This window comes from Pseudomonas sichuanensis (assembly GCF_003231305.1).
Lineage (GTDB): Bacteria > Pseudomonadota > Gammaproteobacteria > Pseudomonadales > Pseudomonadaceae > Aquipseudomonas > Aquipseudomonas sichuanensis.
Map to the genome: position 1 here is coordinate 93,213 of NZ_QKVM01000014.1, position 14,276 is coordinate 107,488.

Annotated in this window: 13 protein-coding genes; 3 read left to right on the forward strand and 10 right to left on the reverse strand. The window is 63.7% G+C overall.

What is annotated here, in order from left to right; genetic code table 11:
* Nucleotides 1-17: 17 nt before the first annotated feature.
* Complete coding sequence (locus tag DM373_RS09970) at nt 18-1,331, reverse strand: lytic murein transglycosylase (protein ID WP_110993401.1); 1,314 nt, start codon at nt 1,329-1,331, stop codon at nt 18-20.
* A 250-nt stretch (nt 1,332-1,581) separates the two neighbouring features.
* A complete protein-coding gene (gene arfA / locus DM373_RS09975) occupies nt 1,582-1,746 on the reverse strand; it encodes an alternative ribosome rescue factor ArfA (RefSeq protein ID WP_110993402.1) in 165 nt (54 codons plus the stop codon).
* 85 nt (nt 1,747-1,831) lie between these two features.
* Here arfA and DM373_RS09980 point away from each other — a divergent pair, with 85 nt between their 5' ends.
* Nucleotides 1,832-3,523: a hypothetical protein gene (locus DM373_RS09980; RefSeq protein ID WP_157966834.1), complete on the forward strand. Its 1,692-nt coding sequence runs from the start codon at nt 1,832-1,834 to the stop codon at nt 3,521-3,523.
* Between the two features lie 27 nt (nt 3,524-3,550).
* Here DM373_RS09980 and holA read toward each other — a convergent pair whose 3' ends face one another.
* From holA to leuS, 3 genes are all read right to left on the reverse strand, one after another.
* Nucleotides 3,551-4,588, reverse strand: a complete 1,038-nt coding sequence (gene holA / locus DM373_RS09985) for a DNA polymerase III subunit delta (RefSeq protein WP_110993404.1) — start codon at nt 4,586-4,588, stop codon at nt 3,551-3,553.
* Nucleotides 4,589-4,624: 36 nt separating this feature from the next.
* On the reverse strand, nt 4,625-5,230 hold the full coding sequence (locus DM373_RS09990; RefSeq protein WP_110993405.1) for an LPS-assembly lipoprotein LptE: 606 nt from the start codon (nt 5,228-5,230) through the stop codon (nt 4,625-4,627).
* Between the two features lie 61 nt (nt 5,231-5,291).
* The gene (gene leuS / locus DM373_RS09995) at nt 5,292-7,898 is read right to left on the reverse strand and encodes a leucine--tRNA ligase (RefSeq protein WP_110993406.1); all 2,607 of its coding nucleotides are present in this window, start codon (nt 7,896-7,898) and stop codon (nt 5,292-5,294) included.
* 239 nt (nt 7,899-8,137) lie between these two features.
* Between leuS and DM373_RS10000 the strand changes: the two genes are divergently transcribed.
* Together DM373_RS10000 and DM373_RS10005 are read left to right on the forward strand one after the other, a co-directional pair.
* Nucleotides 8,138-8,452: a hypothetical protein gene (locus DM373_RS10000; RefSeq protein WP_110993407.1), complete on the forward strand. Its 315-nt coding sequence runs from the start codon at nt 8,138-8,140 to the stop codon at nt 8,450-8,452.
* Between the two features lie 129 nt (nt 8,453-8,581).
* Nucleotides 8,582-9,343 (forward strand): YdcF family protein, encoded by a 762-nt coding sequence (locus DM373_RS10005; RefSeq protein WP_110993408.1) that lies wholly within the window; start codon nt 8,582-8,584, stop codon nt 9,341-9,343.
* 126 nt (nt 9,344-9,469) lie between these two features.
* On the opposite strand, the gene lnt is transcribed toward DM373_RS10005, so the two are convergent.
* From lnt to DM373_RS10030, 5 genes are all read right to left on the reverse strand, one after another.
* Nucleotides 9,470-10,987, reverse strand: coding sequence for an apolipoprotein N-acyltransferase (lnt, locus tag DM373_RS10010; protein WP_110993409.1), 1,518 nt, complete (start codon nt 10,985-10,987; stop codon nt 9,470-9,472).
* A gap of 8 nt (nt 10,988-10,995) precedes the next feature.
* Entirely contained in the window at nt 10,996-11,835 is an 840-nt protein-coding gene (locus tag DM373_RS10015; protein WP_110993410.1) for an HlyC/CorC family transporter, read from the reverse strand.
* A 26-nt stretch (nt 11,836-11,861) separates the two neighbouring features.
* Nucleotides 11,862-12,335, reverse strand: coding sequence for an rRNA maturation RNase YbeY (ybeY, locus tag DM373_RS10020; protein ID WP_110993411.1), 474 nt, complete (start codon nt 12,333-12,335; stop codon nt 11,862-11,864).
* Nucleotides 12,328-13,326, reverse strand: coding sequence for a PhoH family protein (locus tag DM373_RS10025; protein ID WP_110993412.1), 999 nt, complete (start codon nt 13,324-13,326; stop codon nt 12,328-12,330). Before DM373_RS10025 ends, ybeY begins: the two co-directional genes overlap by 8 nt.
* Before the next feature lie 249 nt (nt 13,327-13,575).
* On the reverse strand, nt 13,576-14,121 hold the full coding sequence (locus DM373_RS10030) for a tetratricopeptide repeat protein (protein ID WP_110993413.1): 546 nt from the start codon (nt 14,119-14,121) through the stop codon (nt 13,576-13,578).
* Between the last annotated feature and the right edge of the window lie 155 nt (nt 14,122-14,276).

Below are 14,276 nucleotides of genomic sequence, written 5' to 3' on the forward strand. Positions count from 1 at the left end.
GATGTGCATCAACGGATTCAGCGGCGCAGGCTATCCAGCAATTTGTGGGTCGGATAGCCATCCGCCGGCCAGCCCTGCGCCTGTTGCGCATTGCGAATGGCCTTGCGGGTGTTGGCGCCGATGATGCCATCGGGATTGCCCGCCTCGTGCCCGCTGGCGTTGAGCAGCGTCTGCAGTTCGATCCGCTCGCTGCGGCTCAAGGGCAGGTCGTCCTTCGGCCAGCTGCCGGCGATGAAGCCCCAGCCATAGAAACGATCGCCCAGCAGGCTGACCGCCAGTGCGTAGGACGACGAGTTGTTGTACTTGAGGATCGCGCGGAAGTTGTCCAGCACCAGGAACGCCGGGCCGCGAGCGCCAGCCGGCAGCAGCAGGGCGGCGGACAGCTGGCTGCTGTTGGCCGGCAGCTGGGTGCCCGCCGGTAGTTTCACGCCCAGTTGCAACCATTCGTTGACGCTCTTGCGCTGGCTGCCGTCGGCCAGCCAGTAGTCGAAGCCGGCAGGTACCTGCACTTCGAAGCCCCAGGGTTGGCCGCGTTTCCAGCCAGACGCCTGCAAGTAGTGCGCGGTCGACGCCAGGGCGTCGGCGGTGCTGTTCCAGATATCGCGGCGGCCGTCACCGTCGAAGTCCACGGCGTGGGTCAGGTAGGTGGTGGGGATGAACTGGGTCTGGCCCATGGCCCCGGCCCAGGAGCCACGCATGGCGTCGGGCTGGATGTCGCCGTTCTGCAGGATCTGCAAGGCGGCGATCAGCTGGTCCTGGGCGAACTGCGGGCGACGGCCCTCGTAGGCCAGGGTGGCCAGCGAGCGAATCACCGATTTGCTGCCCTGGAACTGGCCGAAGTTGCTCTCCATGCCCCACACCGACACCAGCACCTGGCGGTCGACGCCGTAGCGTTGCTCGATGCGGGCCAGCAGCTCGGCGTTCTGCTCCAGCAGCTTCTTGCCGTTGCGCACGCGCAGGGGCGACAAGGCGCCGTCCAGGTATTCCCAGACCGGGCGGGTGAATTCGGGTTGGCTACGGTCGGCCTTGATCACGTCCATGTCCGGGGTGACGCCGAGGAAGGCGCGATCGAACAGGCTGGGGCTGATACCGGCTTGCAGGGCCTGTTGACGGAAACCCGCCTGCCATTGGGCGAAGGTCTGCAGGGGCTGGATTTCTGTGCTGGTATCGGCGCTGGTGCCGGGCAGCGTCACCACGGGGGCGGGCTGGGCGGGGGCCAGCGGCAGGGCGTCGGCGGCGGTGGGTTTCTCCGCGCAGGCGACGAGCAGGATGAAGCTGGTGGCTGCGATCAGCTGGCGGGGGGGCCAGCGGTGGGAAAGGCTGGAAAGCATGCACAGGTCCAAGGCTTACAGGTCAGGCCTGAACCTTACCATGGCTGCCGGGCCGACCGGAAAATTATGCATGTGGGCAATCGTATCGATGTGCGTTTTATCAAGTGACTGTCAACTGACAGAACTGTCAGTTGTGCCTGGATACGGCGTTTTATATGTTGTGTCTCGTCAGTAAGTTTAATTGCCGTTGTATCAGTGAAGTTTCTCGAGCAACTTCGAAGTTTGTTCGCTTATCCGCCGAACAGCAATTTCAGGCGGCCATTAAGCAAGAAGCCTCCCAATCTCTCGATTGGAAGGCTTCGCGGCGGTAGCTGCCTTTGCCCTTTTCCGGCCTTTCCTGGCGGCAGCGGAACAGGGGTTGGGCGACGATCGACTTGGCTTTGTTGGGCGGATGTTTCTTGGTTTTCCTGGTCATTTCGATACCTCTCAAGTAGGGCGGGCAGAATAAGCCATTGCTGGACGACCGAGCCAATTGATTGAAACTATGTGAGGGTGCGTCGATGAACATCGGAACATCAGCAAAGCCAAGCTTCGCCCCCCTGTTAGTAATGTTCATTCTTCTGGGCTTGAGTGGCTGTATCGGGCCGCGTGTCGGTGAGCCCTTGCCACCGGCTCCAACGCCATCGCAGCCATCGGGGGTGCTTGATGTCGCGGCGCGCCTGAATGCGCGTTACCAGGACACGGCACAGAGTTGCAGCGGTGGCGAGGCCGCTTACGAGTGCTCTGGTGTATTGATCAGGCGTTCGAACTCAAGCAGCTTCTGGGAGCACAGCAGCGCAGCAGCGGCACTGGGCTCTGTCACGTTTTCCTACCTGCGCGCTGATGCGACGACTTCAATTGCGGATGCCAGTGGCTTCATCTTCATGGACCGGAACACGGCCCAGCAGCAAGGCAAGGCCTGGTTTGAGCCGCGCTGCATCTACCCCTTCATCGCCGGTACACAGAATGCTGGCAGGCCATTGAATGGCTGCGGCTTTGCGACGCGCTCGGCGAGTTCGAACGTTGATCAAAGCACCTGCGCCGGGTTGGCCGTACCGGCGGTGACGCCTGGGCTGTGGATACAAAACTTTCAGCGCTTCGGCTCGAATCCCCGTAACCAGTGCTCATTGAGTACCCACGATGCCAGTCAGTTCATGACCAGTCTCGTGGTGCGAGGCTCACTGGCAAGCCTGGCCAACACCTACTTGAACGAAGTGTTGATTCCGACCTGGGATGTGAACACGCCGGAGCGGCTGCCCATCGAAGCCTTCTTCTACAACGCTGCTAATTCCGGCAGCCTGATCAATGCCCAAATGATGCGACACGCCTATAGCGTGAAGACCGGGTTATCGCTGCCAATCGTCAGGCTGGACTTCACCAGGCCGCCGACCGAGCGTTTCAGCCAGCGCGTCCAGGACCAGGAGGATGGCTGGCAGGTCGTCGACCGGCTCAATGCCCGTTTCGCGGACAAGTCCCGGCAGTGCGCCGATGGCCGTGCTCCGGTGTATTGCAATGGGGTGCTGGCGCGTGCGTCGCAATACAGCACGGCGTATCACGCCTGGAACCCCAACCCCAACACCAATCCCAAAGATGCTGTTTCGTTCTCGTACTTAAGAGCAGACGTCAAGACGGTAATACTGTTCTTCCCGCAGGGGCTGCTTTTCGACCGCCTAGGATACACCTCTGGCCCTGGGCTCGTTGCGATTGAGCCGCTGTGCATCTACATGGCTGATGCCAATACCTGGAGCCGCAGCATGCAGGGTTGCGGGCCCGGTACGGACTTCCCTTCCGACAGCGGGCCTTGCGCGTCAATGGATATCAATGACCTGGCTGCGCTCGGCGCGCACTTTCTAAAGGCACCGGCAGTTCCGGCCTGGCAGCGTCTGCATCACCAGTGCAGCTTGGCGATCCAGCCGCTTAGCTTCATGCTCGCAATCGACGGGCGCGCGCAGTTCATCGGGGGCACCGAGAACCAGTCCTACGGCTACAACGAAATCATGTTGAGAGCATGGCCGCAGAATATTCCTGACAATCTGCCCCTGGATGCGATCTTCTACACCTCGGCCGGTGGCACTGGCGCCCTGACCCAAGCCAAGCAGATCCAGCAGGACCTGTTCCGCAGCTCTGCCAGCCTGGTCAAGCCGGTGGTGCGTATTGACCTCAGTGCGACCGGGCAGGCGTTCAGCTATCACCGGGAGGACCAAGGCTATTGATGACGCACCAGGACGGCGTCGGGAGGCTTACTCTGCTGGCAGTGTGAGTCGCTGGCCGGCCATCAACAGCGCCAGACGCGCCAGGCTGGTCCAGGGCGAACCTTCGGCCTGGCCCTTGATCTGCGCATCGATGCGCTGGGCGTCTTGCAACAGCATGGCCCAGCGCTGCGCCGAGAGGCGCTGCAGGGCCTTGCTCACCAGCGGGCGGCGCTTGTCCCATACCGGTGGCCGGGCCTGGCTGAAGGCCTTGTCCAGCGGCACCCCCTGGCTGAATTGCTGGGCCAGCCCCGCCAGCAGGCGCAGTTCACGGGCCAGGGCCCAGAGGATCACCGGCGGCTCGACACCTTCGCCGCGCAGCCCCTCGAGCATGCGCAGGGCATGGGCTGCCTCGCCGTTGAGGATGGCATCGACCAAGCCGAACACATCGAAACGGGCGCTGTCGGCAACTGCCGCCTGCACAGTCTCGACGGTGATCTGGTTGCCATCGGCCAGCAGCTTGAGCTTCTCGATTTCCTGGGCGGCGGCCAGCAGGTTGCCTTCGACCCTGGCGGCGATCATGTCGACCGCATCGCGCTGAGCTGTCAGGCCGGCCTGTGACAGACGCTGGTTGATCCACTGTGGCAATTGCTGGGCGTCCACCGGCCAGATCTGGATGAACTGGCAGTGGCCGCCCTCGATCAGTGCCTTGCCCCACTTGGTTTTCTGCGCGCTGCCATCGAGCTTGGGCAGGCTGATCAGCAGCAAGGTGTCTTCGGCGGGGTTGGCGCAGTACTCGATGAGTGCGGCCGCACCCTTGTCGCCAGGTTTACCCGAAGGCAGACGCAACTCCAGCAGACGGCGCTGGGCGAACAGCGAGAGGCTGGCACCGGCCAGTAGCAGATTGCCCCAGTCGAAGTTGGCATCGGCGCTGAACACCTGGCGCTCGTCGTAACCTTGCTGGCGCGCGGCGCCACGAATGGCGTCGGCGGCTTCCTGGCACAGCAGCGGGTCGTCGCCGCTGACGATGTACACAGGCGCCAGCTGGCCCTGCAGGTGTTTGTTGAGTTGGGCTGGGGAGAGTTTCATGGCGAAAGGCGGGGTGCCGGGGCACCCCGTTCAGGCTCAGTTGGCCGGGACTTCCAGCGGGGACTGCTGGGGCGTCTCGTCGCGGATGCGTTGGGCTTCCTGCAGTGCCTGGGCTTCGGCGCGGGCGCGTTCGTCGGCCTTGTGCTGCAGGTCGGCCAGGCGGTCCGGGGTCAGCTGTTGCAGGCGGACCATCATGTTCTGTACCAGGTCGGTGCGCATTTCCTGACGAACCTGGGTCGCTTCCTGGCCGGAGCCGGTGATGTTGTTGCCATCGTGCACGTAGTAGCGCTGCACTTGCAGTTTGTCTTCCAGCAGCAGGGTGTCGTTCTGGCCTTCGATGGCATAGTTCAGCACCGTGGTCAGCTCGTATTCCGCCGAGCGGCTACCGCCGGTGTAGGTCGCCGCACGTTGGGTTTCCTGCTCGTTGGTGAGTACCAGCTTGTACGGAGCGCCGCTGTATACCTTCACGCCACTGTTCTGCAGGGTGTTGCGCAGTTGCTTGACGGTTTCGCCGTAAGCGTTGCGGGCGCTGAGGTCCAGCTCCTTGATGGTCAGTTCGGTGGTGCCGGTGCCGCGCAGCTGGAAACCACAGGCGCTGAGCAGTACGGCCAGGCCCATTACCAGCAGATTGCGTTTGATCATGTTGTAGCTCCCTCGTGGGCCTAATACGCCCGCCCGTGTCATGCACGGACGGGCGCTGCCATCAATTGGCGACGATGTTGACCAGCTTGCCCGGTACCACGATGACCTTGCGGATGGTCAGGCCATCGGTGAAGCGCAGGACATTCTCGTTGTTGCGGGCGGCCGTTTCGATTTCCTCGCGGCTGGCGGCGGCGGGCATCTCGACATGGCCACGCAGCTTGCCGTTGACCTGCACCACCAGGGTGACGGTGTCCTGCACCAGCGCCTGTTCGTCGACGCTCGGCCAGGCGGCGTCGATCACCGAGTCGGTGTGGCCCAGTTGCTGCCACAGCTCGTGGCTGATGTGCGGGGTGATCGGCGACAGCAGCAGGGTCACGGCCTCCAGGCCTTCCTGCAGCAGTGCGCGGTCTTGCTCGGTCGCCTGCGGGGCTTTTTCCAGCACGTTCATCAAGGTCATCACCTGGGCGATGGCGGTGTTGAACTTGTGGAACTGGCCGACATCGGTGCTGGCCTGCTTGATCGCTGCGTGGATGGCGCGGCGGATGACTTTTTGTGCGTCGTCGAGCGAGGCGACATCCAGCTTGCCTGGCAGGCCCTGAGCAACGTGGCCCTGGGCCAGGCGCCAGACGCGGCGCAGGAAGCGGTTGGCGCCTTCGACGCCGGAGTCGGACCATTCCAGGCTGGCGTCAGGCGGCGAGGCGAACATCATGAACAGGCGGCAGGTGTCGGCGCCGTACTGCTCGATCATCGACTGCGGGTCGACGCCATTGTTCTTCGACTTCGACATCTTCTCGGTGCCGCCGATTTCCACCGGCAGGCCGTCGGTCTTCAGGCGGGCGCCAATGATCTTGGCCTTGGCATCACGCTCGATTTCGACGTCGGCCGGGTTGAACCAGTCCTTGCCGCCATTGCTGGCCACGCGGTAGTAGGTCTCGGCAACGACCATGCCCTGGGTGAGCAGGTTCTTGAACGGCTCGTTGGAGGTGACCAGGCCTTCGTCACGCATCAGCTTGTGGAAGAAGCGCGCGTACAGCAGGTGCAGGATGGCGTGCTCGATGCCACCGATGTACTGATCGACCGGCAGCCAGTGGTTGGCAGCTTTGGGGTCTACCAGGCCCTTGTCGTAGTTCGGCGAGGCGTAGCGGGCGAAGTACCAGGACGACTCGACGAAGGTGTCCATGGTGTCGGTTTCGCGCTTGGCCGCGGTGCCGCATTTCGGGCAGGTGCACTCATAGAATTCGGGCATGCGCGCCAGCGGCGATCCGGCGCCGTCCGGCACCACGTTCTCCGGCAGGGTGACCGGCAGCTGGTCTTCCGGCACCGGCACGTCGCCGCACGCAGGGCAGTGGATGATCGGGATCGGGCAGCCCCAGTAGCGCTGGCGGCTGATACCCCAGTCGCGCAGGCGGAACTGGGTGCGCGACTTGCCGAGGTCCTTGCGGATCAGGGCGGCTTCGATGGCGTCGAAGGCGCCGGCGAAATCCAGGCCGTCGTATTCGCCGGAGTTGATCAGCTGGCCATGCTCGCCATAGGCGGCCTGCCATTCGCTGGAAACGTCGTCACCGGCGCTGGTGCGCACAACGGCCTTCACCGGCAGGTTGTACTTGTGGGCGAATTCGAAGTCGCGCTCGTCGTGGGCCGGCACGGCCATCACGGCGCCGTCGCCGTAGTGCATCAGGACGTAGTTGGCGACCCACACCGGCAGCTTCTCGCCGGTCAGCGGGTGTTCGACCAGCAGGGAAGTGGCCATGCCCTTCTTCTCCTGGGTGGCCATGTCGGCTTCGGCGACGCTGCCGCTCTTGCACTCGTCGATGAACGCCTGCAGCGCCGGGTTGCCCTGGGCGGCCTGGGTGGCCAGCGGGTGCTCGGCGGCGACGGCGACGTAAGTGGCGCCCATCAGGGTGTCGGGGCGGGTGGTGAAGACTTTCAGCGTGCCTTGGTGGCCGATGCTGGCCTGGTCGTACGGGAACTGCACTTCCATGCCGCGCGACTTGCCGATCCAGTTGCGCTGCATGGTCTTGACCTGCTCAGGCCAGCCCGGCAGCTCGTCGAGGCTTTCCAGCAGCTCGTCGGCGTAGTCGGTGATGCGGAAGTAGTACATCGGGATTTCGCGCTTTTCGATCAGCGCGCCCGAGCGCCAGCCACGGCCGTCGATGACCTGCTCGTTGGCGAGCACGGTCTGGTCGGCCGGGTCCCAGTTCACGGTACCGTTCTTGCGGTAGATGATGCCTTTCTCGAACAGGCGGGTGAACAGCCACTGTTCCCAGCGGTAGTAGTCCGGCTTGCAGGTGGTGACTTCACGCGCCCAATCGATACCAAGGCCCAGGCTCTTGAGCTGGGTCTTCATGTAGTCGATGTTTTCGTAAGTCCACTTGGCCGGGGCGACGTTGTTTTTCATCGCCGCGTTTTCCGCCGGCATGCCGAAGGCGTCCCAGCCCATCGGCTGCAGGACGTTCTTGCCCAGCATGCGCTGGTAGCGGGCAATCACGTCGCCGATGGTGTAGTTGCGCACGTGGCCCATGTGTAGCTTGCCGCTCGGGTACGGGAACATCGACAGGCAGTAGTAGGTGTCCTTGCCTGGCTGTTCGGTAACAGCGAACGACTGTTGCTCGTCCCAGAACTGCTGGGCGGCGGCTTCGATATCACTGGGCTTGTATTGTTCGTGCATGGCTACTTTTTAACTGAGAGAGAAGGGACCCTGTTTCCAGGCAGCGGAACCTCGCTGCGACCGGCACTCCGGTGTCGATAGAGTGAACGCCGTAGCATACATGAGCGCCGCGCATCGTGGGAAACCCTGATTGCATCCCCCGCCGCGCGGGCCGTTGGTCGCGGCGGGCAGCTGCTTTTCATGACAACGCTAAGCTCATTTGTGGGGGGAGATATTCTTACCTTCAATGAGGTGAACGGATGGGAGAGTCGCAACTACCTGCAAGCAAACCGGAGCTTTACCAACGCCTGATCGACCGCCTGGGCCTGGCACTGGAAGTGGCCAGAACCTCGGTACGATTGCGCGACGAGATGCCTGCCGAGCTGGAATTGCGTGGCCTGAGCCACGCCGAGTTCGAGGTGATCAAGGCCTACCTGGAGTCACTCCCGGCAGGTCGCCATGCCAGCGCCGGTGCCTACCCGCAACCGGAACCATCCTCGGCCAGAATCATCTGGCTCAAGGATCGAAAACGCGCCACTGCTCCAGCAAGATCCAGGACGCAGCCATCCCGATAGCCGTTCAGGTTTGCAGGCGCACGTGTTCACGCGCCGGTTCTTCAACACCCACACTGCGATCGGCGTCGACCTCCCCTTGAGGCCTGGCGCCGATCCTCTTAGGCTGCATGCCTTCCATGGAGGTGTGCGATGCCGATTCGCTTTTTCATCAAACAATGGCTGATGCCGCCGGGCGTACTGCTGCTGTTGCTGCTGGCGGCCTGGTGGTGGCGCCGGCGCCGGCCGCGCCTGGCGGCTGCGTGTTTTGCACTGGGCCTGGGCGGGCTGTGGCTGATGAGCCTGCCGTTGGTGGTGGAGCAGGCGGCCCGGCAGCTGGAAACGGAGCCTGCGTTGGCGCCGCAGAGCTGGGCGAGCCTGGCAAGCCGTGCCGATGCCATCGTGGTGCTCGGCGCCGGGCGTGATCGAGGCGATCCGGCCTGGGGCGGCAGCGATCAACCGTCCTACCTGGCTCTGGAGCGCATGCGCTATGCCGCGCAACTGGCCAAGGCGTCCGGGTTGCCGGTGCTGACCAGCGGCGGCCTGCACTATGGCACGCCGCCGAGCGAGGCGCAGTTGATGGCTGAGCGGCTGCAGGCAGATTTCGCTGTTTCGGTCACCTGGAAAGAAGAAGCCAGCCATACCACCTGGGAGAACGCCACGCTCAGCGCGCAGGTCCTGCAGCCGTTGGGGATCCGCCGTGTGGTGGTGGTGACCCAGGCCTGGCACATGCAGCGCTCGCGCTGGAGCTTTGAACGTGCGGGGTTTGAAGTGGTGCCGGCGCCGGTGGGGTTCCTCGGGCGCGATCATGCCCGGCCGTTTGCCGGGTTGCTGCCGGAAAGCCGGGCGATCTGGCAGAGCGGGCAGTTGCTGAACGAGGCGGTGGGGCTGGTGGGGTATCGGGTGTTCTACTGATTCTTGCACCGCAGGTGCCGGCCTTTTCGCGGGTGAACCCGCTCCCACAGGTACCATGCAAGCCTTGAGGGCCGCGGCGAACCTGTGGGAGCGGGTTTACCCGCGAAGAGGCCCTTGCGAGCGCTATCAGACGGTCTTGGCAATCCGCCCGGCCAGCAGCGCCCAGCCCAGCAGCAATGCACAGACAATCGCCAGCGGCCACGAACGCCATTGCAGGTAAGGCGTCAGCTGTTGCATCGGCACTACCTCGCCATACAGCACCGCGCGCTCGAACTGCGGGATCTGTGTGGTGATCTTGCCGAACGGGTCGATCAGTGCGGTCACCCCGTTGTTGGTGGCGCGGATCATCCAGCGGCCGGCTTCCAGTGCCCGCATCTGCGCCATCTGCAGGTGCTGCAGCGGGCCGATCGAGGTGCCGAACCAGGTGTCGTTGCTGATGGTCAGCAGCAGGTCGCTGCGGGCTGCCAGGCTGGCGGCGAACTCGGGGTAGACCACTTCGTAGCAGATGTACGGCGCAATCTGGTAGCCCTTGGCCTGCAGCAGCGGCTGGTCCGCGGGGCCGCGGGCAAAGTCCGACATCGGCAGGTTGAAGAACTCGATCGCCCCGCGCAGCATGTCCTGCAGCGGCACGTATTCACCAAACGGCACCAGCTTCTGCTTGAGGTACAGGCCGTCGCCTTCACCGGTCACGGTGATGCCGTTGAAGTAGCGCCGCTGGTGGTGGACCATCTGCCGTACCGGTACGCCGGTGATCAGCGCCGAATGCCGCTCGGCGGCAAACGCCCCCATCATGTCGATGTAGCCTTGGGCCTGGTCCTTGAGCACCGGTACCGCGGTTTCCGGCCAGATCAGCAGGTCCACCGGTTTCGAGCTGAAGCTCATGTCACGGTACAGCGCCAGTTGGGCGTTGACGTGGGCCGGGTCCCATTTCAGGTCCTGTTCGACGTTGCCCTGAAGCGCGGCGACCTTGAGCGGGTCGCCGGCCGGCCGGGTCCAGGCGTGGCCTTTGAGCGCCATGCCGACGACCCAGGGTGCCACCAGCAACACGGCGCCGATGGCCATGAACGATGGGCGCGCGCGCAGGCGAAGGAGGTTGCACAACAGTGCCGCGGTCAGCGCAAGGCTGAACGACACCAGCCACACACCGCCGAGCGGCGCCAGCCCGGCCAAGGGGCCGTCGAGCTGGCTGTAGCCAGCGTAGAGCCATGGGAAACCGGTCAGGAACCAGCCACGGAAGGCTTCCTGCAGCAGCCACAGCGCAGCAAAGCCCAGCGCGTCGGCCAGGGGGGCCTCATCGCGACGCAGCCAGCGCGCCCAGAGCCAGGCCGGCAAGGCGAAGAAAAACGCCAGGCAGGCGAAGAACGCCAGTAGTAGCAGGATCGCCAGCAACGGCGAGGCGCCGCCGTAGGTGTTCATGCTGACGTAGATCCACCAGGTGCCGGCGCCATACAGGCCGAAGCCGAAGCACCAGCCGCGAGCCAGGGCCTGGCGCGAGCTGAGAGTGCGCAGGCCGGCGTAGAACAGGGCGATGGACAGCAGCGCCAACGGCCAGATGTCGAAAGGCGCCAGGGCCAGGAGGGTGGAAGCGCCGGCCACCATGGCCAGCAGGTTACCGGGCCAGCCGGGGCGGGTGATCCAGCGCATGTTCGTCCTTAACGGTTGATCGGTGTCAGGCGTAGCAGGTGTATCCGCCGGCTATCGGCGTTGAGAATGCGGAAGCGGTAGCCGCCGATCTCGGTGGTCTCGTTGCGTTTGGGCAGGTGACCGAACGCACTCATCACCAGGCCGCCGACCGTGTCGAACTCGTCATCAGAGAATTCGCTGTCGAAGAACTCGTTGAAGTTCTCGATCGGGGTGAGTGCCTTGACCAGGAAGTCGCCGCTGGGCAGCGGCTTGATGTAGCTGTCTTCCTCGACGTCGTGCTCGTCTTCGATGTCGCCGACGATCTGTTCAAGCACGTCTTCGATGGTTACCAGGCCGGCCACACCGCCGTATTCGTCGATGACGATGGCCATGTGGTTGTGGTTGGCGCGGAACTCGCGCAGCAGCACGTTCAGGCGCTTGGACTCGGGCACGAAGGTGGCCGGGCGCAGCAGGTCCTTGATGTTGAAGCTGTCGCCGTTCTCTTTGAGGATCAGCGGCAGCAGGTCCTTGGCGAGCAGGATGCCAAGCACATCGTCATGGCTTTCGCCGATCACCGGGTAGCGCGAGTGCGCGGCATCGATCACCGCTGGCAGGAACTCGCGTGGCGACTGGCTGGCCTTGATGCTGATCATCTGCGAGCGCGGCACCATGATGTCGCGCACCTGCAGGTCGGCGACCTGGATGGCGCCTTCGACGATGGTCAGCGCTTCGCTGTCGAGCAGCTTGTTCTGATGGGCTTCGCGCAGCAGTTCAAGCAGCTGCTGGCGGTTTTTCGGCTCATGGGCAAAAGCCTGGGTCAGTTTACCCAGCCAGGACTTTTGCCCGTTGCTCGATCGGTCTTCGCTCATGGCGGTTACTCGTGTTCCTTGCAGTGTCAGTGTGTGATTGGGTCGGTTTCGTCGTCGGCGTATGGGTCCGGGTGACCCAGTTCCGCCAGCAATTGCCGTTCCAGCGCTTCCATCTCTTCGGCTTCGTCGTCGTCGATGTGGTCGTAGCCGAGCAGGTGCAGGCAGCCATGGATGACCAGGTGGGCCCAGTGCGCGTCGAGGGCCTTGCCTTGTTCTTGAGCTTCGCGCTCGACCACGGCGACGCAGATCACCAGGTCGCCGAGCAGCGGGATGTCCAGCAGGTCGTCGGGCACGTCGGCGGGGAAGGACAGCACGTTGGTCGCGTAGTCTTTGTGCCGGTAGGTATGGTTCAGCTCGCGGCCTTCGGCTTCGTCGACCAGGCGGATGGTCATCTCGGAGTCGGCGCTGCGCTGGCGCAGGGCAAGCTCGCACCAGCGGCGGAAGGCGGCGTCATCCGGGCTGGCAGCATCCGTGGCCCGTTGCAGATCGAGTTCAAGCATCTTTGCCGCGCGCCTCGGGTTGGGCCTGTCGGGCTTCGAAGCGGTCGTAGGCTTCGACGATGCGTTGCACCAACGGATGGCGCACCACGTCCTTGGGCTGGAAATGGGTGAAGCTGATGCCCGGTACGTCCTTGAGCACCTCGATCACATGAGCCAGGCCCGACTTGGTGCCGCGTGGCAGGTCGACCTGGGTGATGTCACCGGTGATCACCGCGGTCGAGCCGAAGCCGATGCGGGTGAGGAACATCTTCATCTGCTCGAGCGTGGTGTTCTGGCTCTCGTCGAGGATGATGAAGCTGTTGTTGAGCGTGCGGCCGCGCATGTAGGCCAGCGGGGCGATCTCGATCACCTGGCGCTCGATGAGCTTGGCCACATGTTCGAAGCCGAGCATCTCGTACAGCGCGTCATACAGCGGGCGCAGGTACGGGTCGATCTTCTGGGCCAGGTCGCCGGGCAGGAAGCCGAGCTTCTCGCCAGCCTCGACCGCCGGGCGCACCAACAGGATGCGGCGCACCTGCTCGCGCTCCAGCGCATCCACGGCGCAGGCTACAGCCAGGTAGGTCTTGCCAGTGCCGGCCGGGCCGATGCCGAAGTTGATGTCGTTGGCCAGGATCTCTTTGACGTAGCGTTGCTGATTGGCGCCGCGCGGCGTGATTTTGCCCTTGCGCGTGCGCAGCGAGACGCTGACTTCATTGACGGCGGGGTTGTCGATGTTCTCGACCGCGGATTCCTGGAGATAGAGGTGGACCGTTTCCGGCGACAGCTCGCTGGCCTTGGCCTCGCGATAGAGGCGGCGCAGCAGTTGTTCAGCGGCGGAGGTGGTCTTGGGTTCGCCGATCAGCTCGAATTGATTGCCGCGGTTGCGGATCTCGATGGCCAGGCGTTGCTCGATCAGGCGCAAGTGCTCGTCGAACTGGCCGCACAGGTTGGCGAAACGGTTGGCCTCGAAAGGTTCGAGGATGAAGCGATGGGGTTGTATGGGAGCGTTCAAGGTGGTTTTTAGCCGCTCGACGGCAATGAATGTGAGCTCAAGAATAACCCTTGAGTGGCAGTGGCGAAAGCACTGAAACGATCAAGGGTCGCTACTGCCCGTGGCGGCCTGATCGCGGAGCAAGCCCGCTCCCACGAAACTGCCATGACGTGGGAGCGGGCTTGCCCCGCGATAGGGCCGGCGCGAGCACGAGAAATCCCCGGCCCATAGTGATCGGCGTTTCTTACGGCTGTGTGATAGGGGCGGCGATCAGGGGAGGGGAGAGAACGGTGTGCGCCCTTCGGCGTTCTGTAGTTCCAGCAGGTACTTGCGGAAGATCTGGCCAAGCACCTGGGTGGCATGCTCAAGCTCGTCGCGCGGCATCTGCTCGGTGACTTCGTCGGCCATGTCCAGTGCATCTTCGGCGCCGTTGACCGCAGCCATCTTCAGCAGGATGTAGGCCTGCACGTTGTTGGCCTTGACCCCTTCGCCGTGGAAGAACATCGAACCGAGGCGATATTGCGACTGGGCGTGGCCCTGCAGCGAGGCCTTCTCGAACCACTTGAGCGCTTTGTCGAGGTGACGGGGGGTACCGCTGTAGTAGAACTCGCCCAGCTCGTACTGTGCTTCGGCATCCCCGGATTCCGCGATTTGCTCGCAGGCCTTCAGGGCGCTCGCCTGATCCTCCGGCGCGGCATTCAGCGTGCAGCGGCCCGTCGCTGGAATCAGCAACGAGTTACCGCCCTCCGCCAGGGCCAGCAGGGGCTGAAGAAGCAACAGGCAGCCCATGGTCAGGGCGCGGCCGGTGCGGTTCATGGGGATCGACTTACCTCTGCAAAGCTACGGCCAAGGTCTCTGGTGGCACATTATGGGATAAGCAGCGCCAACCTTACAAAGTTTTACTGGAAATTCTACACCCCGAGGGAAGGCTGCCGATTTTGCCAGTGTTTGTGAGACAGGTCACATTCACC

Bases quoted from the DNA above. Each gene is read 5' to 3' on its own strand.
- holA (WP_110993404.1), bottom strand. From the start codon at position 4,588: ATGAAACTCTCCCCAGCCCAACTCAACAAACACCTGCAGGGCCAGCTG.
- DM373_RS10005 (WP_110993408.1), top strand. From the start codon at position 8,582: ATGCCGATTCGCTTTTTCATCAAACAATGGCTGATGCCGCCGGGCGTA.
- lnt (WP_110993409.1), bottom strand. From the start codon at position 10,987: ATGCGCTGGATCACCCGCCCCGGCTGGCCCGGTAACCTGCTGGCCATG.
- DM373_RS10030 (WP_110993413.1), bottom strand. From the start codon at position 14,121: ATGAACCGCACCGGCCGCGCCCTGACCATGGGCTGCCTGTTGCTTCTT.
- ybeY (WP_110993411.1), bottom strand. From the start codon at position 12,335: ATGCTTGAACTCGATCTGCAACGGGCCACGGATGCTGCCAGCCCGGAT.
- arfA (WP_110993402.1), bottom strand. From the start codon at position 1,746: ATGACCAGGAAAACCAAGAAACATCCGCCCAACAAAGCCAAGTCGATC.
- DM373_RS09980 (WP_157966834.1), top strand. From the start codon at position 1,832: ATGAACATCGGAACATCAGCAAAGCCAAGCTTCGCCCCCCTGTTAGTA.
- DM373_RS09990 (WP_110993405.1), bottom strand. From the start codon at position 5,230: ATGATCAAACGCAATCTGCTGGTAATGGGCCTGGCCGTACTGCTCAGC.
- DM373_RS10015 (WP_110993410.1), bottom strand. From the start codon at position 11,835: ATGAGCGAAGACCGATCGAGCAACGGGCAAAAGTCCTGGCTGGGTAAA.
- DM373_RS10000 (WP_110993407.1), top strand. From the start codon at position 8,138: ATGGGAGAGTCGCAACTACCTGCAAGCAAACCGGAGCTTTACCAACGC.
- DM373_RS09970 (WP_110993401.1), bottom strand. From the start codon at position 1,331: ATGCTTTCCAGCCTTTCCCACCGCTGGCCCCCCCGCCAGCTGATCGCA.
- leuS (WP_110993406.1), bottom strand. From the start codon at position 7,898: ATGCACGAACAATACAAGCCCAGTGATATCGAAGCCGCCGCCCAGCAG.